Source organism: Prauserella muralis, from assembly GCF_003202285.1.
GTDB lineage: Bacteria > Actinomycetota > Actinomycetes > Mycobacteriales > Pseudonocardiaceae > Prauserella_B > Prauserella_B muralis.
In genome coordinates, this window is the sequence record NZ_MASW01000006.1 from 362,719 (window position 1) to 387,551 (window position 24,833).

The 24,833-nt window shown below is 70.3% G+C and carries 24 protein-coding genes; 2 read left to right on the forward strand and 22 right to left on the reverse strand.

What is annotated here, in order from left to right; genetic code table 11:
- Nucleotides 1–137: 137 nt before the first annotated feature.
- Entirely contained in the window at nt 138–2,144 is a 2,007-nt protein-coding gene (locus tag BAY60_RS27135) for a protein meaA (RefSeq protein WP_112284152.1), read from the reverse strand.
- A 115-nt stretch (nt 2,145–2,259) separates the two neighbouring features.
- On the opposite strand from BAY60_RS27135, the gene BAY60_RS27140 reads away from it, so the two are divergent.
- Nucleotides 2,260–2,883, forward strand: a complete 624-nt coding sequence (locus tag BAY60_RS27140; protein WP_112284154.1) for a LysE family translocator — start codon at nt 2,260–2,262, stop codon at nt 2,881–2,883.
- 40 nt (nt 2,884–2,923) lie between these two features.
- Here BAY60_RS27140 and murA read toward each other — a convergent pair whose 3' ends face one another.
- Entirely contained in the window at nt 2,924–4,198 is a 1,275-nt protein-coding gene (gene murA, locus BAY60_RS27145) for a UDP-N-acetylglucosamine 1-carboxyvinyltransferase (RefSeq protein WP_112284156.1), read from the reverse strand.
- Between the two features lie 151 nt (nt 4,199–4,349).
- Here murA and BAY60_RS27150 point away from each other — a divergent pair, with 151 nt between their 5' ends.
- Nucleotides 4,350–4,925, forward strand: coding sequence for a cob(I)yrinic acid a,c-diamide adenosyltransferase (locus BAY60_RS27150; protein WP_112284158.1), 576 nt, complete (start codon nt 4,350–4,352; stop codon nt 4,923–4,925).
- A gap of 72 nt (nt 4,926–4,997) precedes the next feature.
- Here the strand turns inward: BAY60_RS27150 and BAY60_RS27155 are convergent, their stop codons facing one another.
- From BAY60_RS27155 to lysA, 20 genes are all read right to left on the reverse strand, one after another.
- Entirely contained in the window at nt 4,998–5,432 is a 435-nt protein-coding gene (locus BAY60_RS27155; RefSeq protein ID WP_112284159.1) for a DUF2550 domain-containing protein, read from the reverse strand.
- Between the two features lie 25 nt (nt 5,433–5,457).
- Complete coding sequence (locus BAY60_RS27160) at nt 5,458–5,823, reverse strand: F0F1 ATP synthase subunit epsilon (RefSeq protein WP_112284161.1); 366 nt, start codon at nt 5,821–5,823, stop codon at nt 5,458–5,460.
- A 124-nt stretch (nt 5,824–5,947) separates the two neighbouring features.
- The gene (gene atpD / locus BAY60_RS27165; RefSeq protein WP_112284163.1) at nt 5,948–7,372 is read right to left on the reverse strand and encodes a F0F1 ATP synthase subunit beta; all 1,425 of its coding nucleotides are present in this window, start codon (nt 7,370–7,372) and stop codon (nt 5,948–5,950) included.
- 3 nt (nt 7,373–7,375) lie between these two features.
- The gene (locus BAY60_RS27170) at nt 7,376–8,311 is read right to left on the reverse strand and encodes a F0F1 ATP synthase subunit gamma (protein ID WP_112284165.1); all 936 of its coding nucleotides are present in this window, start codon (nt 8,309–8,311) and stop codon (nt 7,376–7,378) included.
- A 12-nt stretch (nt 8,312–8,323) separates the two neighbouring features.
- On the reverse strand, nt 8,324–9,964 hold the full coding sequence (gene atpA, locus BAY60_RS27175) for a F0F1 ATP synthase subunit alpha (protein WP_112284166.1): 1,641 nt from the start codon (nt 9,962–9,964) through the stop codon (nt 8,324–8,326).
- 44 nt (nt 9,965–10,008) lie between these two features.
- Nucleotides 10,009–10,830: a F0F1 ATP synthase subunit delta gene (locus tag BAY60_RS27180; protein WP_112284168.1), complete on the reverse strand. Its 822-nt coding sequence runs from the start codon at nt 10,828–10,830 to the stop codon at nt 10,009–10,011.
- 12 nt (nt 10,831–10,842) lie between these two features.
- Nucleotides 10,843–11,403 carry a F0F1 ATP synthase subunit B gene (locus BAY60_RS27185; RefSeq protein WP_112284169.1) on the reverse strand — a complete coding sequence of 187 codons (561 nt, stop codon included), beginning with the start codon at nt 11,401–11,403 and terminating at the stop codon, nt 10,843–10,845.
- 38 nt (nt 11,404–11,441) lie between these two features.
- Nucleotides 11,442–11,699: an ATP synthase subunit c family protein gene (locus tag BAY60_RS27190; RefSeq protein ID WP_112284171.1), complete on the reverse strand. Its 258-nt coding sequence runs from the start codon at nt 11,697–11,699 to the stop codon at nt 11,442–11,444.
- A gap of 64 nt (nt 11,700–11,763) precedes the next feature.
- Nucleotides 11,764–12,552, reverse strand: a complete 789-nt coding sequence (gene atpB, locus BAY60_RS27195) for a F0F1 ATP synthase subunit A (RefSeq protein ID WP_170160570.1) — start codon at nt 12,550–12,552, stop codon at nt 11,764–11,766.
- A gap of 260 nt (nt 12,553–12,812) precedes the next feature.
- Nucleotides 12,813–13,292 carry a Cg1360 family ATP-synthase-associated protein gene (locus tag BAY60_RS27200; RefSeq protein WP_425466487.1) on the reverse strand — a complete coding sequence of 160 codons (480 nt, stop codon included), beginning with the start codon at nt 13,290–13,292 and terminating at the stop codon, nt 12,813–12,815.
- Nucleotides 13,289–14,452, reverse strand: a complete 1,164-nt coding sequence (locus BAY60_RS27205; RefSeq protein ID WP_112284173.1) for a glycosyltransferase family 4 protein — start codon at nt 14,450–14,452, stop codon at nt 13,289–13,291. Before BAY60_RS27205 ends, BAY60_RS27200 begins: the two co-directional genes overlap by 4 nt.
- Before the next feature lie 70 nt (nt 14,453–14,522).
- Nucleotides 14,523–15,173, reverse strand: coding sequence for an L-threonylcarbamoyladenylate synthase (locus BAY60_RS27210; RefSeq protein ID WP_112284175.1), 651 nt, complete (start codon nt 15,171–15,173; stop codon nt 14,523–14,525).
- 145 nt (nt 15,174–15,318) lie between these two features.
- Nucleotides 15,319–16,182 carry a peptide chain release factor N(5)-glutamine methyltransferase gene (gene prmC, locus BAY60_RS27215; RefSeq protein ID WP_112284177.1) on the reverse strand — a complete coding sequence of 288 codons (864 nt, stop codon included), beginning with the start codon at nt 16,180–16,182 and terminating at the stop codon, nt 15,319–15,321.
- 72 nt (nt 16,183–16,254) lie between these two features.
- Nucleotides 16,255–17,331, reverse strand: coding sequence for a peptide chain release factor 1 (gene prfA / locus BAY60_RS27220; protein ID WP_112284178.1), 1,077 nt, complete (start codon nt 17,329–17,331; stop codon nt 16,255–16,257).
- Nucleotides 17,332–17,428: 97 nt separating this feature from the next.
- Nucleotides 17,429–17,656 carry a 50S ribosomal protein L31 gene (gene rpmE / locus BAY60_RS27225; RefSeq protein WP_112284180.1) on the reverse strand — a complete coding sequence of 76 codons (228 nt, stop codon included), beginning with the start codon at nt 17,654–17,656 and terminating at the stop codon, nt 17,429–17,431.
- A 155-nt stretch (nt 17,657–17,811) separates the two neighbouring features.
- A complete protein-coding gene (gene rho, locus BAY60_RS27230; protein WP_112284182.1) occupies nt 17,812–19,752 on the reverse strand; it encodes a transcription termination factor Rho in 1,941 nt (646 codons plus the stop codon).
- A gap of 338 nt (nt 19,753–20,090) precedes the next feature.
- Complete coding sequence (gene thrB / locus BAY60_RS27235) at nt 20,091–20,969, reverse strand: homoserine kinase (RefSeq protein ID WP_112284185.1); 879 nt, start codon at nt 20,967–20,969, stop codon at nt 20,091–20,093.
- A gap of 55 nt (nt 20,970–21,024) precedes the next feature.
- Nucleotides 21,025–22,092, reverse strand: coding sequence for a threonine synthase (thrC, locus tag BAY60_RS27240; protein WP_112284186.1), 1,068 nt, complete (start codon nt 22,090–22,092; stop codon nt 21,025–21,027).
- A complete protein-coding gene (locus tag BAY60_RS27245) occupies nt 22,089–23,393 on the reverse strand; it encodes a homoserine dehydrogenase (RefSeq protein ID WP_112284188.1) in 1,305 nt (434 codons plus the stop codon). The genes thrC and BAY60_RS27245 overlap by 4 nt, the downstream gene beginning before the upstream one ends.
- Nucleotides 23,390–24,829 carry a diaminopimelate decarboxylase gene (lysA, locus tag BAY60_RS27250; RefSeq protein WP_112284190.1) on the reverse strand — a complete coding sequence of 480 codons (1,440 nt, stop codon included), beginning with the start codon at nt 24,827–24,829 and terminating at the stop codon, nt 23,390–23,392. The genes BAY60_RS27245 and lysA overlap by 4 nt, the downstream gene beginning before the upstream one ends.
- Nucleotides 24,830–24,833: the final 4 nt, after the last annotated feature.

Here is a 24,833-nt window from a genome sequence, read left to right on the forward strand (position 1 = left end):
TCGGCATCACCCGCACAGGGGCATAGTCACTGAAAGTAGGCGCACCCCCTGGCCTGGTCAAAGGTTGTACCTGCTTCGAGCACCTCTGTAACCGGACCGAGACCACCCACCCGGCCGGGTGAAGTGTGGTGCCCGGGTCAGGACGCGGGGAGGCCGTGCTGCTCGCGGATCACCGTCACGATCTCGTCCATGATGCCGGTGAGCTCGTAGTCCTTGGGAGTGAACACCCTGGTGATGCCGCGTTCGAGCAGCAGCCGGGCGTCGTCGGCGGGAATGATGCCGCCGACGATCACCGGGATGTCGGCCGCACCGGCGGCGCGCAGCCCGTCGACGACCTCGGGCACGACCTCCAGGTGCGAACCGGACAGCACCGAAAGGCCCACCACGTGCACGCCCTCCTGCACCGCCGCAGCGACGATCTGGTCGGGCGTGAGCCGGATGCCCTGGTAGATGACCTCGAACCCGGCGTCGCGGGCCCGCACGGCGACCTGCTCGGCGCCGTTGGAATGGCCGTCGAGGCCCGGCTTGCCCACCAGGATGCGCAGCCGCTCGCCGAGCTCACCGGCGGTCGCCTGGACGCGCTCGCGCACGCGGGCCAGTTCGGCCGCGCCCTCACCGGACGAGCCGGCCGCCGACACGCCGGTCGGCGCCCGGTACTCGCCGAAGACCTCCCGCAGGGCACCCGCCCACTCGCCGGTGGTCACGCCGGCCCGCGCGCACGCGAGCGTGGCCTCGAACAGGTTCTCCGTGGTCCGCGCCGTGGCCTTCAGCGCATCCAGGGTGCGGGCGACGGCGTCGTTGTCGCGGCTCTCGCGCCAGCGCTCCAGCGCCGCGACGGCCTGCTTCTCGGCGACGGGATCGGCCGTCTCGATGGCCTTGGCGCCCTCGGCCTGCAGGGGGCTCGGTTCCGTGGTCTCGAACCGGTTGACCCCGACCAGCACGCGTTCACCGGACTCGATCTTGCCGCGGTAGTCCACGAGCGAGGACACCAGTTGCGACTTGAGGTAACCGCTCTCGACCGCGGCCACCGCACCACCCATGTCCTGCACCCGCGCGATCTCCGCGCGCGCGCCGGCCATGATCTCTTCCACTTTGGACTCGACGACACGGGAGCCGTCGAAGATGTCCTCGTACTCCAGCAGGTCGGTCTCGAACGCCAGCACCTGCTGCATGCGCAGCGCCCACTGCTGGTCCCACGGCCTCGGCAGGCCGAGCGCCTCGTTCCATGCGGGCAGCTGGATCGCGCGCGCACGGGCGGATCGCGACAGCGACACGGCCAGCATCTCCAGCACGATGCGCTGCACGTTGTTCTCCGGCTGCGCCTCGGTGAGCCCGAGGGAGTTGACCTGCACGCCGTAGCGCAGCCTGCGTGCCTTGGGGTCGGCGACGCCGTAGCGTTCGCGCGTCAGCTCGTCCCACAGCGCGGCGAACGCGCGCATCTTGCACATCTCCTCGACGAAGCGCACGCCCGCGTTGACGAAGAAGGAGATGCGTCCCACGACGGTGGCCATCTCGTCGGCGCTGATCTGCCCGGAGTCACGCACCGCGTCGAGCACGGCGATGGCGGTGCTGAGCGCGTAGGCGACCTCCTGCGTCGGCGTGGCCCCCGCCTCCTGCAGGTGGTAGCTGCAGATGTTGATCGGGTTCCACTTCGGGACGTTGCGCACCGTCCACGTGATGACGTCGGTGGTCAGGCGCAGGCTCGGCCCCGGAGGGAAGATGTAGGTGCCCCGGGACAGGTACTCCTTGATGACGTCGTTCTGCGTGGTGCCCGTGAGCTTGCCGAGCACCTCGGGGCCGGACTGCTCCTCCGCGACGCTCACGTAGAGGGCGAGCAGCCACATCGCGGGCGCATTGATGGTCATCGACGTGTTGGCCTCGGCCAGCGGGATGCCGTCGAAGAGCCTGCGCATGTCGCCGATGTGCGCGATCGGCACGCCCACCTTGCCGACCTCGCCCCTGGACAGCGTGTGGTCGGCGTCGTAGCCGGTCTGCGTCGGCAGGTCGAAGGCCACCGACAGGCCCGTCTGCCCCTTCGCGAGGTTGCGCCGGTACAGCTCGTTCGACGCGGCGGCCGACGAGTGCCCCGCGTAGGTGCGCATCACCCAGGGCCGGTCCCGCTCGCGATCCGTGGGGTAGGGCACGGTGCACCTCCTCGTGGACGACCTACACAGAGTACTCGTCGGTAACTTGGTGTGGAGAACACTGTGACGCAAAAGTGCGAGCGTTGCCAGGGGCCCACCGATAGTGTGAGGACACGTGACGTGGAGTCTGTATGGCAGCTACCTCATCCTCGTGGTGCTGGTCGTGCTCGCGCCCGGCCCGGACACGGTGGTGACGCTCAAGAACGCGTTCGCGGGCGGTTTCCGGGGTGGCCTGCTGGCCGCCAGCGGCATCGCCGTGGGCAACTTCCTGCAGGGCACCGCGGTCGCGCTCGGCCTCGGCGCGGTGATCGTGCAGTCGCAGCCGGTCTTCCAGACGATCCGCTGGCTCGGCGTCGCCTACCTCTGCTACCTGGGTGTCCAGGCCATCCGCTCCGCCTGGCGCGGCGACTACGCCTCACTCGACGCGGCCGGCGCCCGCTCCAGTGGCTTCCGGCGCTGGCGGGAGGGCTTCCTCTCGAACGTGACCAACCCCAAGGTCCTGGCGCTCTACCTGTCGGTGCTCCCGCAGTTCCTGGCTCCGGTGCACGGCACCACCCTCGACGCGCTCCTGCTGGCCTACACGGTGGCCGTGCTGGGCGCGGTGTGGCTGCTGGTGCTGCTGGTGTTCGTCAACCGGGTGCGCGGCTGGCTCACACGCAGGCGGGTACGCCGCTCGCTCGACGTCGCCACCGGCACGACACTCATCGGCTTCGGCGTGGCACTCGCCGCGGAGGGCTGAAGCAGACCCGGCTCGGCACCGCCGGCGCTGTCCGGGCAGGTCAGCAGCGGTCGGGCTCGGTGGCGACCCGGTCGATCCTGGCGCCGAGGCGGTTCAGGTTCTCCACGAAGTGCGGGTAACCACGGTCGATGTGGAACACGTCCCAGACCTCGGTGACCCCGTCGGCGCACAGGCCGGCGAGCACGAGCCCGGCCCCGGCCCTGATGTCGGAGGCCCACACCGGCGCGCTGGACAGCTTGTCGACACCCCGCACCACGGCGTGATGGCCGTCGGTGCGGGCGTCGGCACCGAGGCGCACCATCTCCTCGATGAAGCGGAACCGGGCCTCGTAGACGTTCTCGGTGATCATCGACGTGCCGTCGGACACCGACGACAGGGCCACCGCGAACGGTTGCAGGTCGGTGGCGAAACCCGGGTAGGGCAGGGTGACGAAGTCGACCGAGAGGGGCCGCTCCGGCTGCACGACGCGGAAGCCCTTGCCGTCGAACGTCGTGATGTCCGCGCCCGCCAGCCGCAGCTTCTCCAGCACCAGCTCCAGGTGATGCGGGTTCACTCCGGTGACGGTGAGGTCGCCGCGCGTCATCGCGGCGGCGAAGGCCCAGGTGGCGCCCACGATGCGGTCGCCGATCACCCGGTGCTCGGTGGGGTGGAGCGTGTCGACGCCCTCGACGGTCAGCGTCGAGGTGCCCGCGCCCTCGATCTTGGCGCCCATCTCGGTGAGCATCGTGCAGATGTCGACGATCTCCGGCTCGCGCGCGGCGTTGTCGATCACGGTGGTGCCCTCGGCGAGCACGGCGGCCATGAGGATGTTCTCGGTGGCGCCCACGCTGGGGAAGTCGAGCCAGATCTGCGCGCCGTGCAGGCCGACGGCCTCGGCGACGACGCAGCCGTGCTCGATGGAGCTGGTGGCGCCGAGCTTGCGCAGGCCGTTCTGGTGCATGTCCAGCGGGCGCGAACCGATCGCGTCGCCGCCAGGCAGCGCGACGACGGCCTTCTTGAGCCTGCCGACCAGCGGGCCGAGCACGCACACCGACGCACGCAGCTTGCCCATCGCGGGTGAGTCCGCGCGATGCGACAGCTCGGACGGCGTCGTGATGTGGGCGGTGTCACCGTCGAGGACGACCTCGCAGCCGACGCTGCGCAGCACGTCGGCCATCAGCGGGACGTCCAGGATCTGCGGGCAGTTCGTGATGGTCGTGGTGCCCTCGGCCAGCAGCGCCGCAGCCATCAGCTTGAGCACGCTGTTCTTGGCGCCGACGACCTCGACCTCACCGACAAGGCGCGCACCGCCATGCACATCAAAGTGCTCGCTCATGGTCGCCCATAATGCCCGGCGTGACATCGGAGGCGACGGCAGGGGCGTGCTCGGCCGAAACGTGTCACAACCCGCCGGTACGGTGAAACGTCTGGGAGATCACGAACGATAAGGCCCGTTCGGACAAGGAAAACCGCCGTAGACTGCGGGCATGCCCGTTCGGATCAACCGCGTCTACACGAGAGTCGGCGACACCGGAACGACCGCGCTCGGCGACGGCTCGCGAGTGCCCAAAACAGACCCTCGGCTGGGAGCCTACGCCGACGTCGACGAGACCAACTCCGTCGTGGGCGTCGCGATCGCGCTCGGCGGGCTGACCGACGAGCTGGCCGATGTCCTGCGCGCCGTACAGAACGACCTGTTCGACGTCGGAGCCGACCTGTGCGCGCCCGTCGTGCCGGACCCGGAGTATCCGCCGCTGCGCATCACCGAGCCCTACATCGAGCGGCTGGAGGGCTGGTGTGACGAGTTCAACGGGCGGCTGGGCAAGCTGACGTCGTTCATCCTGCCCGGGGGCACCGCGGGTGCGGCGCTGCTGCACCAGGCCCGCACGGTGGCCAGGAGGGCGGAACGCTCCGGCTGGGCGCTGGTCGAGGCGGACGGCGAGCGCACCAACGAGCTGGCCGTGAAATACCTGAACCGCCTGTCGGACCTGCTGTTCATCCTGGCGAGGCTCGCCAACCCGGACGGCGACGTCCTCTGGCAGCCCGGCGGGGGCCGCGGCTAGCGAGGACGGGTCCGAGTGCAGAACTCGCGGGCCTGAGTGCAGGACTCGCAGGCCTGAGTGCAGGACTCGCGGTCAGCTCGCGCGGGGGATACGGCGGCCCGGCGGGGCGGACTCGAGCCACGACAGGAAGCCGGTGAGGGCGCCGGGGCCCATGGCGATCTCGATGGGCTCCTGGTCTCGCGACTCGCAGCGCAGCACGGTCGCGCCGGCCGGCACGGCGTACGACTCGGTGCCGATGGGATCACGCCGGTCGGCGATCTGCAGGGTCTCCCGGCGGAACACCCGATCCGGGCCCGTGCGCAGGCTCCACACCCGGTACCAGACGAACTCCTCGCCGCGGTAGCGGCCGATCCCGAGGTGCCAGCCGGAGCGTTCCCGGTCCGGCTGCCAGCGCAGCGCCACGCTCACCCCACCGAAACGGCGCATCCGGACCCAGCGCAGGGCGTACCAGACGGCGACGCCGAACAGCACGAGCAGGAGGGCTAGGACCAGCAGTGCGATCTCCATGGCCGGCTCCCGCTCGTCGTCCGCGCTAGACCGACTGGCCCGCCGCCCGGAGCCGCGCGGCGGCTCTCGCTCGCTCGGCCTCGTCCTCGGCGCTGAGCGCCTGCCTGGCGGCGTCGACGTCGATCTCCTCGCTGAGGTCGGCCGACTCGGCGAGCACGCTCACCGAGTCGTGCGTGATCGAGAGGAAGCCGCCGTGCACCGCAGCGGTCAGCGTGTCACCGTCCGTAGTGGTGACCTTCACGATGCCGCCCTCAACCAGCTGACCGAGCACCGGTTCGTGCCCGGGCATCACGCCGATCTCACCCTCGGTGGTCTGCGCGACGACGAACGTGGCCTTGCCCGACCACAGACGACGCTCGACGGCCACCAGCTCGACGGACATCTCAGCCACGTAGGTCTCCTTCGGATCGGGCGTTCCCCTCAGTGTAATAGGAACGCCGCCGCTGCCGGCTGTGACTATGCGAACGACGGGACCAGATCCATAGTGGACGCCAGTCCCGTCGTTCACGCGGGCATCACTTGCCGGTGATTTCCCTGTACTTCTTCTCGAGGTCGTCCAGCCCGCCGATGCCCAGGAACGCCTGCTCCGGGTAGTGGTCGAACTCGCCCTGCGAGATCTTGTCGAAGGCCTCCACGGTCTCGGCCATCGGCACGGTGGAGCCCGGCTGACCGGTGAAGACCTCGGCGACCAGCATGTTCTGCGAGAGGAAGCGCTCGATGCGGCGGGCCCGCTGCACCGTCAGCTTGTCCTCCTCCGACAGCTCGTCCATACCGAGGATCGCGATGATGTCCTGCAGCTCCTTGTACTTCTGCAGGATCCGGATGACCTCGGAGGCGACCCGGTAGTGGTCCTCACCGACGATCGCCGGGTCGAGGATCGTGGAGCTGGAGGCCAGCGGGTCCACGGCCGGGAAGATGCCCTTCTGGAACACCGACCGGGACAGCTCGGTGGTGGCGTCCAGGTGCGCGAACGTCGTCGCGGGGGCGGGGTCGGTGTAGTCGTCCGCGGGCACGTAGATCGCCTGCATCGAGGTGATCGAACGGCCCTTGGTCGAGGTGATCCGCTCCTGCAGCACACCCATCTCGTCGGCCAGCGTCGGCTGGTAACCCACGGCCGACGGCATGCGGCCCAGCAGGGTCGACACCTCGGAACCGGCCTGGGTGAACCGGAAGATGTTGTCGATGAACAGCAGCACGTCCTGGTTCTGCACATCGCGGAAGTACTCCGCCATGGTCAGCGCGGACAGGGCGACCCGCATACGGGTGCCCGGCGGCTCGTCCATCTGGCCGAACACGAGCGCGGTGTCGTTGATGACGCCGTCCTCGCTCATCTCCAGGAAGAGGTCGGTGCCCTCACGGGTGCGCTCGCCGACGCCGGCGAACACCGAGGTACCACCGAAGTTCCGGGCCACACGGGTGATCATCTCCTTGATGAGCACCGTCTTGCCCACACCGGCACCGCCGAACAGGCCGATCTTGCCACCCTGCACGTACGGGGTGAGCAGGTCGATGACCTTCAGGCCGGTCTCCAGCATCTCGGTCTTGCCCTCGAGCTGGTCGAACGCCGGCGGGTTGCGGTGGATGCCCCAGTGCTCGAGGTCCTCGCCGTAGCCGGGCTGGTCGAGGCACTCGCCGAGCGCGTTGTAGACGTGGCCCTTGACCTTGTCGCCGACCGGCACCGAGATCGGGCCGCCGGTGTCGGTCACCTCGGCGCCACGGACGAGGCCGTCCTGCGGCTGGAGGGAAATCGTGCGCACCATGTTGTCGCCGAGGTGCTGGGCGACCTCCAGCGTCACGGTCTTGCGCAGTTCCTCGAACTCGATCTCGACCTTGAGCGCGTTGTTCAGCGCCGGGATGTGGCCGCGCGGGAACTCCACGTCGACGACCGGGCCGGTCACGGAGACGATGCGCCCCTTGATCGCAGCTTCAGTGCTAGTCATAGCTCAGTCATCACTTCCTACAGCGGCGAGCGCATCAGCTCCACCGACGATTTCGCTGATCTCCTGGGTGATCTGGGCCTGGCGGGCCTGGTTCGCCAGCCGGGTGTAGGTCTCCACCAGCTCACTCGCGTTGTCCGAGGCCGACTTCATCGCGTTGCGCTGCGCGGCCAGCTCGGAGGCCGCCGACTCCAGCAACGCCGCGAAGATCCTCGTGTTGATGTACTTCGGCAGCAGCGCCGCGAGCAGCGTCTCGGCGCTGGGCTCGAAGTCGTACGCGGGCGGGATCGTCTCCGGTGTCTCCTCCGAGTACTCGACCTCAAGCGGCGCCATCCGCCGGGCGACCGGCGTCTGCGTGAGCATCGAGCGGAACTCGGTGTAGACGATGTGCAGCTCGTCGACGCCCAGGATGCCGTCGGGGCCGGGCTGGCCGCCCACGTCGTCGGCCCCGGCCAGGAACGCCGTGACCAGCGCGTCGCCGACCTCGGCCGCGTTCTCGTACCGCGGCTGCTGCGAGAAACCGGTCCAGCTGTCCGCGACCTCGCGGCCACGGAAGCGGTAGTAGTTCACGCCCTTCGTGCCGATGACGTAGAGCTGCGGGTCCTTGCCCTGCTCACGCAACAGCGAGAGGAGCTCCTCGGTGGCACGCAGCACGTTGGCGTTGTAGCCGCCGACGAGGCCCTTGTCACTGGTGACGACGAGCACCGCGACGCGCCGCACGGTCTCCCGTTCCACCAGCAGCGGGTGGTCGAGGTTGGCTGCCGCCCCGGCCAGCGCGGAGAGCACGTTCGTGATCTCCGAGGCGTACGGCCGGGAGGCCTCCACGCGCGCCTGCGCCTTGCTGATGCGCGACGTGGCGATGAGCTCCATCGCCTTGGTGATCTTGCCGATGGATTTGGTTGCCCGGATCTTCGACCGGAGCTCACGAAGCTGTGCAGCCATGGCCTTCGCTCGCTACTTCTTCGGGGCCGGACGGTGCACCTTCACCGACTCCTGCCCGACCTTGTCGGCGTCCATGGCCTCGGCCTCCGCCTCCACCAGGGTGTGGCCCTCGGAGGTCGTGAAGCCCTTCTTGAACTCCGTGACCGCGGAGACGACGCGCTCGGCGAGCTCGTCGGTCCACTTGCCCTTCTCGCGGATCTCGGCGAAGACGTCCTCGTGCTTGTGCCGCAGGTTCTGCAGGAACTCGGCGTTGAACCGCGCGGTGTCCTCGATCGGCACGTCGTCGAAGTGACCGTTGGTGCCGAGGAACACCGTGACGACCTGCTGCTCGACCGGCACCGGCGAGTACTGCGGCTGCTTGAGCAGCTCGTACAGGCGGGCACCGCGGTCCAGCTGGGCCTTCGAGGCGGCGTCGAGGTCGGAGGCGAAGGCGGCGAACGCCTTCAGCTCCTCGTACTGCGACAGGTCGATACGCAGCGAGCCCGAGACCGTCTTCATGGCCTTGATCTGCGCGTCACCACCGACGCGGGACACCGAGGTGGTCACGTCGACCGCGGGGCGCTGGCCGGAGTTGAACAGGTCCGACTGGAAGAAGCACTGGCCGTCGGTGATCGAGATGACGTTGGTCGGGATGTAGGCCGAGATGTCGTTGGCCTTGGTCTCGATGATCGGCAGGCCGGTCAGCGAGCCGCCGCCCTTCTCGTCGGAGAGCTTCGCGCAGCGCTCCAGCAGGCGGGAGTGCAAGTAGAAGACGTCGCCGGGGAACGCCTCGCGGCCCGGCGGGCGGCGCAGCAGCAGCGAGATCGCGCGGTAGGCCTCGGCCTGCTTGGTCAGGTCGTCGAAGACGATCAGGACGTGCTTGCCCTGGTACATCCAGTGCTGACCGAGCGCGGAGCCGGAGTACGGCGCCAGCCACTTGAAGCCCGCGGCGTCGGAGGCGGGAGCCGCGACGATGGTGGTGTAGTCCATCGCACCGGCGTCCTCGAGCGACTTGCGCACCGACGCGATCGTCGAGCCCTTCTGGCCGACGGCGACGTAGATGCAGCGCACCTGCTTCGACGGGTCGCCGCTCTCCCAGTTGGCCTTCTGGTTGATGATCGTGTCGACGCAGACGGCGGTCTTGCCGGTCTTGCGGTCGCCGATGATCAGCTGCCGCTGGCCACGGCCGATCGGCGTCATCGCGTCGATCGCGGTGATGCCGGTCTGCAGCGGCTCGGACACCGGCTGGCGCTCCACCACGGACGCGGCCTGCAGCTCCAGCGCGCGGCGCTCGGTCGACTCGATGTCGCCGAGGCCGTCGATCGGCTGGCCGAGCGGGTCGATGACGCGGCCGAGGAAGTTGTCGCCGACCGGGATCGACAGGATCCGCCCGGTGCGCTTGACCTCCTGGCCCTCCTCGATCGTGTCGAAGTCACCCAGGATGACGACACCGATCTGGCGCGGCTCCAGGTTCTGCGCGACGCCCAGCACCCCGCCGGGGAATTCGAGCAGCTCGTTGGCCATGGTCGACGGCAGGCCCTCGACGTGGGCGACACCGTCACCGGTGTCGACGACGACGCCGACCTCTTCCCGGCTCACATCCGGGGAGTAACTCGAGACGTAGTTCTCGATCGCACTGCGGATCTCATCCGAGGAGATCGTCAGCTCCGCCATGTCGTTCCCGCTCTCACTTCGTTCTTGCCAAAGTTTGTGTTGTCTCAGCCGGCCAGCTGCCTGCGGAGCGACTCGAGTCGCCCGGCAGCGCTGCCGTCGATGACCTCGTCGCCGACGCGCACCACGAGCCCGGCGCCGATGCTGCGGTCCAGCTCCACGTGCAGCGCCACCGGCCGCCCGTAGATGCGCCGGAGCCGCTCCGCGAGCTGGTCCCGCTGCTCGGCCGTGAGCTCGGTCGCGCTGGTCACGTAGGCCACCGACCGTTCGCGCCGCGCGGCGGCCAGCTTCACCAGCTCGTCGATCTTGTGCGCGGCCCCGCGGCCACGCGGCCTGCCGACGACCTGCTCGGCGAGCACCTTCGTCACCGGGTCGACCCTGTCGGTGATCAGGGTGCGCATGAGGTTCCGCTTCGCCTCGGCAGAGGTGACCTGGTCGGCCAGCGCACGGTCGAGCTCGGGTTCCCTGTCCACGATACGTGCGATCCGGAACAGCTCGTCCTCGACGGTGTCCAGTTTGCCGGAGTTCTCGGCCGCGGTCAGCAGCGCGTTCCTGCCGAGGGACTCGACGCCGTCGACGAGCTCACGCGGGCTCGACCAGCGGTTGCCGACGACGGCATCGAGCACACGCAGCGCCGGCTCGGACACCTTGCCCTGCAGCAGGCTCCTGACCAGCCGCTTGCGGGCCTCGGGGTCCGACGAGCCGTCCGCGACGGCCCGTCGCAACCCGACCTCCCTGGCGAGCAGGTCGACCACGGAGAGCAGCTCTTCCCCGACGGCGGACGGGTCGGACCCCGCGTCGCCGAGGACCTCGTCGAGGCGGCTCTCGGCGAAGCCCAGAGCCTCGCGGCTCGCAGCATGCAGCGTCATGTACGCCTACTCCTAGTTCCTGGATCCGGCCGCGCCGTTGCCGCCGGCGTCGAGCTCGGCGAGGAACCGGTCGACCGTGCCCCGGCGCCTGGCCTCGTCCTCCAGCGCCTCGCCGACGATCCGGCTGGCCAGCTCGACCGAGTTCCGGCCGAGCTCGGCCCGCAGCTCGGCGACGATCTGGGCACGCTGGGCCTGCAGCTGCGCCTCGCCCTGCGCGACGATGCGCCGCGCCTCCTCCTGGGCGTCGGCCCGCAGCTCTTCCTTGATCTGCTCGGCCTCGAGCCGCGCGTCGTCCCGGATCTTGGCGGCCTCGGTCCTGGCCTCGGCGAGCTGCGCCTTGTACTGCTCCAGCGCCTGCTCGGCCTCGGCCTGGGCCTTCTCGGCCTTGGCGATGCCGCCCTCGATCTTCGCGGTGCGCTCCTCGTAGAGCTTCTCGAAGCGGGGCACCGCGAACTTGCGCAGTGCCCACAGCAGAAGCAGGAACGCGACCAGCCCGAGGATGATCTCGGAGATATGCGGCACGACCGGGTTCGGCGCGCCTTCGGCCGCCAGAACCAGCTCGGTGTTCAGCACAGCTTCTCCCTAATGCCGTGAGCGACAGACAGTGAGGATCAGCCGCCGGACGCGATGAAGTAGATGACGATGCCGAACAGGGCGAGCACCTCGACCAGGGCGAAGGTGGTCCAGGCGATACCCATCAGCTTGCCCTGCGCCTCCGGCTGGCGCGCGGTGCCGTTGATGACGGCGGCCCAGATCAGACCGACACCGATACCGGGGCCGACGGCGCCGAGACCGTAGCCGATCGCGGCAAGACCCGGGTTGATGTTGGTCGCGGCCTCCGCGGCCTGCGCGAGAACGATGTTGCTCACTTGCACTTCCCTTTCAACTCGGTCCGCAACTGGCGCGGATCGGGGGCTCTTTCTCGGTGGCTACTCAGTGGTCGGACGCGAGCGCCATGCCGATGTAGTTCGCTGACAACAGCGCGAAGATGTAGGCCTGCAGCACCTGGATGAGGGCCTCCAGGAACGTCAGGGCGATCGCGAAGAGGAAGCTGACGATCGACACCGGCTTGAGCGCCGCGCTGGCCTCCAGGAGCAGGTACTCGCCGCCGAGCGTGAACACCAGCAGCAGCAGGTGGCCCGCGAACATGGCGGCGAAGACCCGCAGCGCCAGCGTGATCGGGTTAATCAGGAACTTCTGCAGGAACTCGATCGGCGTCAGCAGCGGCAGGATGAATCCAGGCGCACTCGACGGCACGGTCTGGTTCTTCAGGTACCCGACGAAGCCGTGTCGTTTGAAGCCGACGTAGTGGTAGACCGGGTACACCACGAGCACCGACAGCGCGAGCGGGAACCCGATGTGCGACATCGTCGGGAACTGCAGGATCGGGATGATCCCGAACAGGTTGTTCACGAGGATGAAGCTGAACAACGCGAGAACGAGAGGGACGAACGGGCGGAAGTCCTTCGATCCGATCTGCTCTCGCGCGATGTTGTTGCGCCCGAAGTCGTAGACCGACTCGACGGCGAACTGGAACTTGCTCGGCACCATCTTGAGGTTGCGCGAGCCGAGCACGAAGAACGCGGCGACGATGATCGCCGCAAGGACGGCGAGCACCATCGGCTTGGTAACGAAAGTTCCTTCGCCGAAGATGGGACCCAGGTCGAAGTCCTTCGCACCGGGGGCGACGAACTCGCCTTCGGCTAGCACCAGCGCGCCCAACTGGGCTCCTTCCGGTTCTCCCGGCCGGCGTTCACTCCGCCGGGGGAATCGTCACGATCAGGACTTAACGTACCTGATACAGATCGAGTACTCGGAGGCGGCTACCACGTCCTGTAGGACTCGACCGGGCACCCGGCCCGTGCAGGGAACGCATCACGCCGGGGAGCCGGGCGAACCGCCTCCACGGCGCGGACGATACCAGCCGCCCGAGGGCTGCCGTACGCCCGTACTCCATAACGCGACAGCCGGGCACGAATCACCTAGTTGGGGATGATCGTCGGGATCTTGGTCCGCTTGAACGCGACCATCTCGGCGCCCGCCCAGACCAGGATCACACCCATCATCGTCAGCGCGAGCGCGTAGGTGTGCAGCGCGTCGACGCCACGCAGCAGGGTCATCACGCCGAAGATCACCAGCATCTTGAAGACGTAGCCGCCCAGCGCCACGGCCATCACGGCCATCGGGTGCATACCGGCCGACCAGCGCATCATGAACAGGGTCGCCAGCGACGACGCGAACGCCACCGCGCCACCGACGAGCGCGCCGAACAGGCCCGCCGAGCCCACCCACAGCGCGCCGGCGACCGCGCCGATCACCACCACGGCGAGCGAGGGCACCAGCGCCGTCCTCCACATCGCACGGGCGAGCTTGAGCACCTGCTCGGCGTGCGGGTTCGGGGGCTCGGCGGCCGTGCCGGCGCTGCCGGTGTCGCCGGTGCTGTCGGGGTCACTGCTGCTCATGAGGCTCCTTGCTGGTTGCGCGACCTCAGTCTAGGGACAATGGACACCAGCGCCGCGACCAGCAGCCCGGCACACGTGATCCAGAACACAGCGGCGGTGTCGAACAGGGTCACCGCGACGGCGCCGAAGGCCAGCAGCCCCGCCCACAGATAGATCAGCAGCACCGCGCGCCGCTGCGAGTGCCCGATCTCCAGCAGCCGGTGGTGCAGGTGCATCTTGTCGGCGGCGAACGGGCTCTCGCCACGCCGCGTGCGCCGCACCACGGCCATCACGAGGTCGAGCAACGGCAGGAAGAGCACGGCCGCCACGACGAACAGCGGCGACAGCAGCGCCACGACGTCGGTGGCGTCGAACAGGGTGTACTGGATGCGGCCCGAGGCCGACGTGCTCGCGGCGGCGAGCATCAGCCCGATCATCATCGAGCCCGAGTCGCCCATGAAGATCTTCGCGGGCTGGAAGTTGTGCGGCAGGAAGCCGAGGCACGCGCCGGCGAGCGTCGCGGCGATGAGCGCGGGCGGGTAGGCGCCGACGTCCCCTCCCGAGGAGGACAGCAGCCCCAGCGAGAACGCCGCCGTGGCGGCCGCGGCGATGAGCCCGAGGCCGGCGGCGAGCCCGTCGAGCCCGTCGACGAAGTTCATCGCGTTGACCATGACCACGACGAGCAGCACGACCAGCAGCCCGCCCTGGTTGCTGTCGAAGATCAGCACCTGGCCGAGCGCGTCGGAGTCGCCGCCCCACGGCACCCAGAACGACACCCACTGCAGTCCGAAGAGGACGAGGATGCCCGCGCACATCACCTGCCCGGCGAGCTTGGTCCACGCGTCGATCTCGAACCGGTCGTCCAGCGCACCGATGAGCACGATCACGGCGCCGCCGACGAGGACGGCCACCGGGTCGTAGGAGTACTCGAACGCGCGGCGCAGCACCGGCAGCTGGTGCGCCATCGCCATGCCGCCCGCCACGCCGAAGTACATCGCCAGCCCGCCCATGCGCGGGATCGGGATGACGTGCACGTCGCGCTTGCGGGGCACGGCGACGGCGCCGACCCTGATCGCGAACCGCCGCACCAGAGCGGTCAGCAGGAACGTCAGCGCCGCGGAGACGAGGCCGACGAGGATGTACTCACGGATCGGGAGACCGGCTGTCGCGGTAGGCGTCACGAACGGGTCATCCCCTGGAGGCGAGGCACTGCGGGGTCACAGCGGGCAACGCTACCGCGAGTGCGCCACGTCACTGTCGCGGGCCGACCTCGGCCCCGAGCACCTCCGACACCGCGGCCGCGCTGACCGCGCCCTCGCGCAGCAGCACCGGGTGCTCGCCGGTGAGGTCGACGATCGTCGAGGGCACCGGGTCGCCGCTCGGGCCGCCGTCGAGATAGACCGCCACCGACTCGCCGAGCTGCTCCTGCGCCTCCTGCGCGGTCGCGGCGGGCGGCTGCCCGGAGACGTTGGCGCTCGACACGGCCATCGGACCGACCTCGCGCAGCAGTTCCAGCGCCACCGGATGCAGCGGCATGCGCAACATCACGGTGCCGCGCGTGCTGCCGAGGTCCCAGTTGAGGCTCGGCGCGTGCGGAAGCACGATCGACAGGTCGCCGGGCCAGAACGCCTCGATGAGGGTGCGGGCCTGCTGCGGCACGCCGAGCACGAGGCCGTCCAGGGTGGACCACGAACCGACGAGCACGCCCACCGGCATGTCCGGGCCGCGGCGCTTGGCCTCCAGCAGCGACCGCACGGCGCCCGCGTCGAACGCGTCCCCGCCGATGCCGTACACGGTGTCGGTGGGCAGGACGACCAGCCTGCTCGACCGCACCGCCGACGCCGCCGCCCTGAGCCCGTCGGCCCTGGAATCCGGTTTGCTGCAGTCGTACACCGCGCTCATGGGCGCACAGCTTAGCCCTGCTTCCCCTCGCCGGTTCGGCTACGGTGCCTCTCCCCCGAGCTCCCCAATGTGGCATTCGTAGCGTTGAGCGCAACCAATGCCGCATTGGGGAAGTTGAGTGCTACCAATGCCGCATTGGGGAGCTTCAGGCGCGGCGGGCGGTGACGAAGCGGGGGCGGCCGGCAAGGTCGGGGTGGTCGGCGACGTCGGTGAGCACCCGGCGAGCCTGCAGCAACGGCGGCACCGCGCGGCCATGGCTGTCGTCGTGCTCGATGGCGACCCCGCCGCCGGGCCGCAGCAACCGGGCCGCGGCGGCCACGACGTGCCGGATGACGTCGAGCCCGCCGCCCTGCGCGAACACCGCCTGGGGCGGGTCGTAGCCGGCCACCTCTGGCGGCACCGGGGTGCCCTCGGGCACGTACGGCGGGTTGCACAGCACGAGGTCGACGAGCCCGTCCAGCTCCGCGAAGACGGTGTGATCGGTGACGTCGCCGGAGTAGAGCCGGATCGGGGTGTCCCCGGCCTCGGCGCGCGTGTCGGCGTTGTGCCGCGCCCAGGCCAGCGCGTTCGAGTCGTTGTCCACCGCGTACACCACGGCGTCGGGCCTGGCGTGCGCCACGGCCAGTGCGAGCGCCCCTGAGCCGGTGCACAGGTCCACCACCACGGGATACTCCCGGCCCTTGAGGACCTTCAGGCCCCACTCCAGCAGCAGCTCGGTCTCGGGCCGGGGCACGAACACACCGGGCCCGACGGCGACGGTGATGTCGCCGAGTGCGGCCCACCCGGTGAGGTGCTGCAACGGCACCCGCTTGGCGCGCTGCGTCACCAGCTGCCCGATGGCCTCCACGACGGGAGGATCGACCAGCGGCACGAGCGGGAGGCGCCCGCGCTCCACACCCAGCACGTGCGCGGCGATCAGCTCCGCATCGGCGCGCGGCGATGCCACGCCCGCCTGTTCGAGGATGCGGGTCGCCTCCAGGATCGCCAGGCGCAGGGGCTGTCTCTTCACGGCCTCAAGCCTGGCACACGGCGAGTCGCGGACGCGGCCAACACGGCGACACCGGCGGCCAACACGCGCGGGTCAGGACTGGGCCTTGGCGAGCCGCTCCTCGCGGTCGGCGCTGGTGAGCGCGTCGAGCACGCCGTCGAGGTCCCCATCGAGCACCTGGTCCAGGTTGTAGGCCTTGTAGTTGACCCGGTGGTCGGAGATGCGGTTCTCCGGGAAGTTGTAGGTGCGCACCCGCTCGGAGCGGTCGACGGTGCGCACCTGGGAGCGGCGGGCGTCGGCGGCCTTGGCTGCCGCCTCCTCCTCGGCCATGGCCTGCAACCGCGCCTGGAGCACCTGGATCGCGCGCGCCCGGTTCTGGATCTGCGACTTCTCGTTCTGGCACGACACGACGATCCCGGTGGGCAGGTGCGTCACCCGCACGGCCGAGTCGGTGGTGTTGACGCTCTGCCCGCCGGGGCCCGACGAACGGAACACGTCGATGCGCAGGTCGCCCGCGTCGAGCTCCACCTCGACCTCCTCGGGCTCCGGGTAGATCAGCACGCCCGCCGCGGAGGTGTGGATGCGCCCCTGCGACTCGGTCGCCGGAACGCGCTGCACGCGGTGCACGCCGCCCTCGAACTTCAGCCGCGCCCACACCCCGTCCGCCGGAGCACTGCCCGCCTTGCTCTTGATGGAGACCGTGACGTCCTTGTAGCCGCCGAGGTCGGAGTCGGTCGCGTCGAGCACCTCGGCCCTCCAGCCGTGCCGCTCGGCGTAGCGCAGGTACATGCGCAGCAGGTCGCCCGCGAACAGCGCGGACTCCTCGCCGCCCTCACCGGACTTGATCTCCATGACGACGTCGGAGCCGTCGTAGGGGTCGCGCGGCAGCAGCAGCTCGGTGAGCCTGGCCTCCAGCGCGGGCAGCCGTGCGGCGATCTCGTCGGCCTCGGCCGCGAAGCCGGGATCCTCGGTGGCCAGCTCCCTCGCCGCGGCCAGGTCCGAGCGGGCCCCCTCCAGCTCGGTGAGCGTCTTGACCACGGGGGCCAGCTCCGCGTACCGGCGGCCCAGCTTGCGGGCACGCGCCTGGTCGGCGTGCACGGCCGGATCGGCGAGCTGCTCCTCCAGTTCCGCGTACTCCTCGCGCAGGCCCTGCAGCGAACTCGACTCCACGGCGCCTTCCCTTTCTCCAGCCTTCCGACTCCAGCCGGGTGAACACGAAAACGGCGCCCGCCCTGCCGGAAGGCAGATGCGGGCGCCGTCGGTGAAGCTACTTGTCGCCGGCCTTCTTCGGGCGCCTGCCGTAGCGGGCCTCGAAGCGGGCGACCCGGCCACCGGTGTCCAGAATCTTCTGCTTGCCGGTGTAGAACGGGTGGCAGTTGGAGCACATCTCCACGTGCATGTTGCCCGAGCTCTTGGTGCTGCGGGTGGTGAAGGTGTTGCCGCAGCCGCAGGTCACGGTGGTGACCACGTACTCCGGGTGAATACCGCTCTTCATGGTGTCCTCTCTCAGGTGGCGCCGGGTCCCCACGCCGGGGGTGAACCGGTACCGGACGTCAGCGGGTCGATTCTGCCAGATGAGGCAGCTCCTCCTGCAACGTGCCCCGGTGGCCGGCTATTCCGGCCACCGGGGACACGCGTCGCCGTCGGTCGTCAGTCGTCGTCACTGCCCGGTGCGGTCTTGGAGACCTGCATCAGGAACTCGATGTTGGTCTTCGTCTTCCGCAGCCGGTCCAGCAGCAGGTCGATCGCCTGCTGCGAGTCGAGCGCGTGCAGCACGCGGTGCAGCTTGTGCGTCACGGCCAGCTCGTCCGGCGAGAGCAGCAGCTCCTCCTTGCGGGTACCGGACGGGTTGACGTCCACCGCGGGGAAGACGCGCCGCTCGGCGATCTTGCGGTCGAGCTTGAGCTCGGCGTTGCCGGTGCCCTTGAACTCCTCGAAGATCACCGTGTCGCCCGTGGAGCCCGTCTCCACCATCGCCGTGGCGAAGATGGTCAGCGAGCCGCCGTCCTCGATGTTGCGCGCCGCGCCGAGGAACCGCTTCGGCGGGAACAGCGCCGTCGAGTCGACGCCACCGGAGAGAATCCGGCCGGACGCCGGTGCCGCGAGGTTGTACGCGCGGCCGAGGCGGGTGATCGAGTCGAGCAGCACCACGACGTCGTGCCCCATCTCGACGAGCCGCTTGGCCCGCTCGATCGACAGCTCGGCCACCGAGGTGTGGTCCGACGGCGGGCGGTCGAAGGTCGAGGCGATGACCTCGCCCTGCACCGACCGCTGCATGTCGGTGACCTCTTCGGGCCGCTCGTCCACGAGCACGACCATCAGGTGGCACTCGGGGTTGTTCGTGGTGATCGCGTTGGCGATGTCCTGCATGATCGTCGTCTTGCCCGCCTTCGGCGGCGAGACGATCAGGGCACGCTGTCCCTTGCCGACCGGCATGACCAGGTCGATCACGCGGGTGGTCAGCTTGTTCGGGGTGGTCTCGAGGCGGAGCCGCTCGTTCGGGTACAGCGGCGTCAGCTTGTGGAACTCCGGCCGCTTCTTGGCGACCTCGGGCTCGAGACCGTTGACCGAGTCGACCCGCACGAGCGGGTTGAACTTCTGCCGCTGCTGCTCGCCTTCCCGGGGCTGGCGCACGACGCCGGTGATCGCGTCACCGCGGCGCAGGCCGTGCTTGCGCACCAGCGACAGCGACACGTAGACGTCGTTCTGCCCCGGCAGGTAGCCGGAGGTGCGGACGAAGGCGTAGTTGTCCAGCACGTCGAGAATGCCGGCCACCGGCAGCAGGACGTCGTCCTCGCGGATCTCGGTGTCGGCGCCGCCGCCACCGCCCTCGCCACGGCCGCCACGCCTGCGGCGGTCGCGGAACCGGCGGCCCCTGCGGCCTCCCCGCTCGTCGTCGTCCTGGCCGGAGCCGCCGCCCTGCTGGCCGCGGTCGCCCTGCTGGCCACGCTGGCTGTTGTTGCCGTTCTGCTGCTTGCGCTGCTCGGAGTCCCCGCGCTGCTCGGTGGACGAGTCGCCACGCTGGCCACCCTCGTCGTCACCGCGCTGCTGGGAACCGGCGTCGGGGCTGCCCGCCGCCCGGCCGGAGCCACGCCTGCGCCTGCCGCGACCGCCGCCGTCCTCGGACTGGCGGTCGTCGTCGGCACGGTCGGCACGGTCGCCGCGCGACTCGCCGTCCTGCTTGGCGGGTGCCTTCGCCTCGGCGGCCTTCTGCGTCTGCTCGGCCTTCTCGGCCCTGCCGGGCTTCTCGGGCTTGTCCGCCTGCTCGGCGGGGGCCTTCTGCGCGGCCTTGGCGTCGGTCAGCCCCTCGAGGGGCAGCGTGCTGCCGTCCTCGGCCGCCTTGGCCCGCTTGTTCTTGCCCTGCCGCTCACGAATGGCGGCGATCAGGTCGCCCTTGCGCATGCCCGTGGTGTCCGAGACACCCAGCTCTGTGGCCAGTGCGCGCAGGTCGGCGATGACCATGCCGGACAGGCCACCCGGGCGCCGCTTCGGCGCCGAGCCCGCACCGTTGGTCTGCGGCGCCTGCTCCCCTGTGCCCGGCGAATCCGCCTGGGCGTTCACGTCGCCGCTCAAAAGATCGGTGTTGCTCACACATGTCCTTCCTGACCGGTCCACGCCTCCACGGTGGACCAGCGGACCGCCGCCCGCGTCCGAATTGCGAGACGGCGTTCTGGGTTCCCGTAGGCGATCCGGCTGAGACATGCGAGTCGCAGCGGCGGAGCCGCCGACACGGGATGGGGTCGACCACCGTGGCTACCGGGAACCCGCCTCGAATGAACGGAAGATGCGACCGGGAGAAGCTCCCGGGACCATCACCGGGTGCGGAAATGCACGGTGACCGAACGCCCCCGAGGGTAGACCGAGCAGGACCGCGGTGCAACAACCACCCCCTGCGTGGCGTGCCTCACTGTCCTCCCGACGCGAAGTCGTTACCCGGCCGCTACCTGCACGCCGCTGTGGGCGACGGGCAGTTCGAAGACGTCGAACCCTTCAACAGCGACGTCCCCCGGAAGTATTCCCGTCGTCGTCAGTGCCAGCACCGTGGGCCCCGCACCGGAGATCGCCGCCGCCACGCCGTGCTCGCGCAGCGCCTGCACCAGCCGCAGGCTCGCCGGGTAGGCGGGCGCGCGGTAACCCTGGTGCAGCCGGTCGTCGGTGGCCGCGAGCAACAGGTCGGGACGCGCGGTGAGCGCGTGCACCGCGAGCGCGGCCCTGCCCGCCGTGAACGCGGCGTCGGCGTGCGGCACCTGAGCGGGCAGCAGGCCACGCGTCTCGCCGGTCGACGACCGCGCCTCCGGCACCGCGACGACGGGCCGGATCGCCTCGTGCGGGCGCAGCCGCTCCGCGTGGAACCGCTCGCCTGCCCGCCAGGCGATGACGAACCCGCCGTAGAGGCTCGCCGCGGCGTTGTCGGCGTGTCCCTCGAAGCCGGCGGCCAGTTGCAGAGCGGCGTCGTCGACGGCCTTGCCCGCGAAGGCGTAACCCGCCGAGATCCCGGCGACGACGGCCGCAGCGGAGGAGCCGAGCCCCCGCGCGTGCGGGATGGCGTTGTGACAGCGCAGGTGCAGCCCGGGCAGCTCCGTCCCGAGGTGCTCGCAGGTGCGGCGCAGCGCGCGCACCACGAGGTGGGTCTCGTCGGTGGGCACGTCGGCCATGTCGCCCGCGCCCGCGTCGACCACCTCGACCTTGAGCCCCGTGTCGACGAGGTGCGCCTCGACCACGTCGTGCAGACCGAGCGCCATGCCGAAGGCGTCGAAGCCGGGCCCGAGGTTCGCCGTGGACGCGGGCACGGTGATCCGGAGCCTCATGACAGCACTCTCTTCTTGGCGCGCTCACGCGATGCCGGTGCCGTCCGCGTGTTCGTCACGACAGCTCCAGGGCCGCGGCCACCGCCCTCGGGTCCACCGCGAGGGGCTCCACCTCGACGTTGCCCTCCAGCGCCGTGGCCGGGTCCTTCAGCCCGTGTCCGGTCACGGTGCACACGACCGTGGAGCCCTGCGGGATGCGCCCGTCGGCGGCGGTGAGCAGCAACCCGGCCACGCTGGTGGCGGAGGCGGGCTCGACGAACACGCCCTCCTTGCGGGCGAGCAGCCGGTAGGCGTGCAGGATCTGCTCGTCGGTGACGGCGTCGAAAAGGCCGCCACTGGCGTTGCGGGCCTCGACCGCCGTCTGCCAGGACGCGGGGCTGCCGATGCGGATCGCGGTCGCGATGGTCTCCGGCGTCTTCACCGGCTCGCCGTGCACGAGCGGAGCGGCCCCCGCGGCCTGGAAGCCGAACATGCGGGGAGTGTTCTTCACCACACCGTCGGCAGCGTACTCGGTGTAGCCCGCCCAGTAGGCGGTGATGTTGCCCGCGTTGCCCACCGGAAGGCAGTGGATGTCAGGCGCCTCGCCCAGCACGTCGCAGATCTCCCAGGCGGCGCTGCGCTGGCCGACGAGCCGCACCGGGTTGACCGAGTTGACCAGCGTCACCGGGTAGTCGGCCGCGGTCTTGCGCGCCAGTTCGAGGCAGTCGTCGAAGTTGCCGTCGACCTGGAGGATGCGGGCACCGTGCAGCACGGCCTGGGCCATCTTGCCGAGCGCGATCTTGCCCTGCGGCACCAGCACGGCGCTGGTCAGGCCCGCGCGGGCGGCGTAGGCCGACGCCGAGGCCGACGTGTTGCCGGTGGACGCGCAGATCACCGCCCGCAGCCCGCTGGCCAGCGCGTGGGTGATGGCGACGGCCATCCCCCTGTCCTTGAAGGAGCCGGTCGGGTTCGCGCCCTCGACCTTGAGGTACACGGTGCTGCCGGTGAGCTCGGACAGGTGCGGCGCCCGCAGCAACGGCGTGTTGCCCTCGCCGAGGGTCACCACCTCGGCGCCCGGCGGGATGGGAATGCGCGCCGAGTAGGCGTGGATGATGCCGGGCCAGCCCGGCTGGGTGCCGCTCACGTGTCCTCGCCCTCCACGCGCATGACGCTCACGACCTCGCGGACGACGTCGAGCTTGCCGATCTCGTCCACGGTGGACTGCAGCGCGGCGTCGGCGGCCAGGTGGGTCACGATGACGAGGCTCGCCGTCGAGTGCCGGTCGCGCTGGCGGACCGCCGCGATGCTCACGCCGTGCTCGGCGAACACCTGCGCCACCTGCGCGAGCACGCCGGGACGGTCGGCGACGTCGAGGCTGATGTGGTAGCGCGTCGGCGTCTGCCCCATCGGGCGCACCGGCAGCGCGGCGTGCGCCGACTCGCGCGGCCCCCGCCCGCCCGCGACGCGGTTGCGGGCCGCCGCCACCAGGTCGCCGAGCACCGCGCTCGCGGTGGGCGCGCCGCCCGCGCCCTGGCCGTAGAACATCAGCTCGCCCGCCGCGTCGGCCTCGACGTAGACGGCGTTGAACGCCCCGTGCACCCCGGCGAGCTGGTGGCTGCGCGGGATCATCACCGGGTGCACGCGCGCCGACACCGACTCGGTGCCGTCGTCGGCGGTCACCCGCTCGCAGATCGCCAGCAGCTTCACCGTGCGGTTGAGCAGCTTGGCGGCCTGGATGTCGGAGGCACTGATGCCCGCGATGCCCTCCCGGTGCACGTCGGCGGCGGTGACCCTGCTGTGAAAGGCCAGCGACGCGAGGATGGCGGCCTTGGACGCGGCGTCGTAGCCGTCGACGTCGGCGGTCGGGTCGGCCTCCGCGTAGCCGAGCCGCGTGGCCTCGTCGAGCGTCTCCGCATAACCGGCACCCGTGGAGTCCATTGCGGACAGAATGAAGTTGGTCGTGCCGTTGACGATTCCCATCACGCGTGTGATGCGGTCGCCCGCCAGCGACTCGCGCAACGGGCGCAGTAGCGGGATCGCACCGGCCACGGCGGCCTCGTAGTAGAGGTCGGCACCGGAGGTGTTGGCCGCCTCCGCCAGCTCGGCGGCGTACTCCGAGAGCAGCGCCTTGTTGCCGGTGACGACCGACTTTCCCTTGCGCAGTGCGGTGAGCAGCCAGCCGCGCACGGGTTCGATGCCGCCGATCAGCTCCACCACCACGTCCACATCGGACTCGACGAGCGATCCGGCGTCGGCGGTGAGCAGGTGCTGCGGGAGCTCGGGGTGCTTGTCGGGGCGGCGCACCGCGATGCCGGCCAGCTCGACGGGGGCGCCGATCCGGGCCGCCAGCTCGTCGGCCTCGCCGAGCAGCATGCGCGTGGCCTCGCCGCCGACCGTGCCGCAGCCGAGCAGCGCGACCCGCACGGGGCTGGGATTGTCGCTCACGACACCTCCAAGCGCAGCATGTCCTCGTTCGTCTCCCTGCGCAGCAGCAGCCGGTGGTTGCCGTTGCGCACGGCGACCACGGCGGGCTTCGGCTGCCGGTTGTAGTTGCTGGCCATCGAGTAGCAGTACGCGCCGGTCGCCGCGACCGCGAGCAGGTCGCCGGGTGCCAGGGTGTCGGGCAGCCAGCTGTCCCGGACGACGATGTCGCCGGACTCACAGTGCTTTCCCACCACGCGGGACAGCACGGCGCTCACCGGACGGGGCTGGCCGTCGTCGCTGGCCCGCGACACCAGGCGCACGTCGTAGGCCGCGTCGTAGAGAGCGGTGCGGATGTTGTCGCTCATGCCGCCGTCGACGCTGACGTAGCGCCGGGTGGCGTCGTCGCCGAGCGCGACGTCCTTGATGGTGCCCACCTCGTACAGGGTGACCGTGCCGGGACCCGCGATGGCCCTGCCCGGCTCCCCGGCGATCCGCGGCACCGGAAGGTCGGCGAACTCGCATTCCTTGCGCACGATGTCGCGGATCTGCGTGACCATCTGCGCGGGCGGCGGCGGGTTGTCCCGGTCGGTGTAGGCGATGCCGAACCCGCCACCGAGGTCCACGATGGACAGTTGCTCGAGCAGCTCGGAGCCGTGCTCCTTGTGCAGCTCGGCGATCAGCCCGATGACCCTGCGGGCGGCGACCTCGAAGCCGTCGGCGTCGAAGATCTGCGAGCCGATGTGGCTGTGCAGGCCCACCAGGCGCAGCGACGAGGAGTTGAGCACCCTGCGCACGGCCTCGGCCGCGTCGCCGGAGGCCAGGGAGAAGCCGAACTTCTGGTCCTCGTGCGCGGTGGCGATGAACTCGTGGGTGTGCGCCTCGACACCGACGGTGACGCGCACGAGCACCTGCTGCACCACGCCGTGCCGGGCGGCCACGTCGGCGAGCCGGGCGATCTCGTAGAACGAGTCGAGCACCACCGTGCCCACACCGGCCTCGACGGCGGCCTCCAGCTCCTCCAGCGACTTGTTGTTGCCGTGGAAGGTGATCCGCTCGGCGGGGAAGCCGGCGCGCTGGGCGATCAGCAGCTCGCCGCCGCTGCACACGTCGAGGCTCAGCCCCTGCGCCGCGACCCAGCGGGCGATCTCGGTGCTCAGGAACGCCTTCGACGCGTAGTGCACGAGCGCCGGATCGTCGAACGCCTCGGCGTACTCGGCGCAGCGCGACTTGAAGTCGGCCTCGTCCACCACGAACAGCGGCGTGCCGTAGGTCTCGGCCAGCTCCCGGACGTCCACGCCCGCGATGCGCACGACGCCGTCCGGGGCGCGGTAGGTGTTGCGTGGCCAGACCTTCGGGTAGAGGCGGTCGAGTTCGTCCGACGTGGACGGAGGGAAACCGGCCTGATCGGCGTGCGGGTAGACCTCGGCGTGCCGGGGCCCCGCGGGGTGAGCGCACATCGTT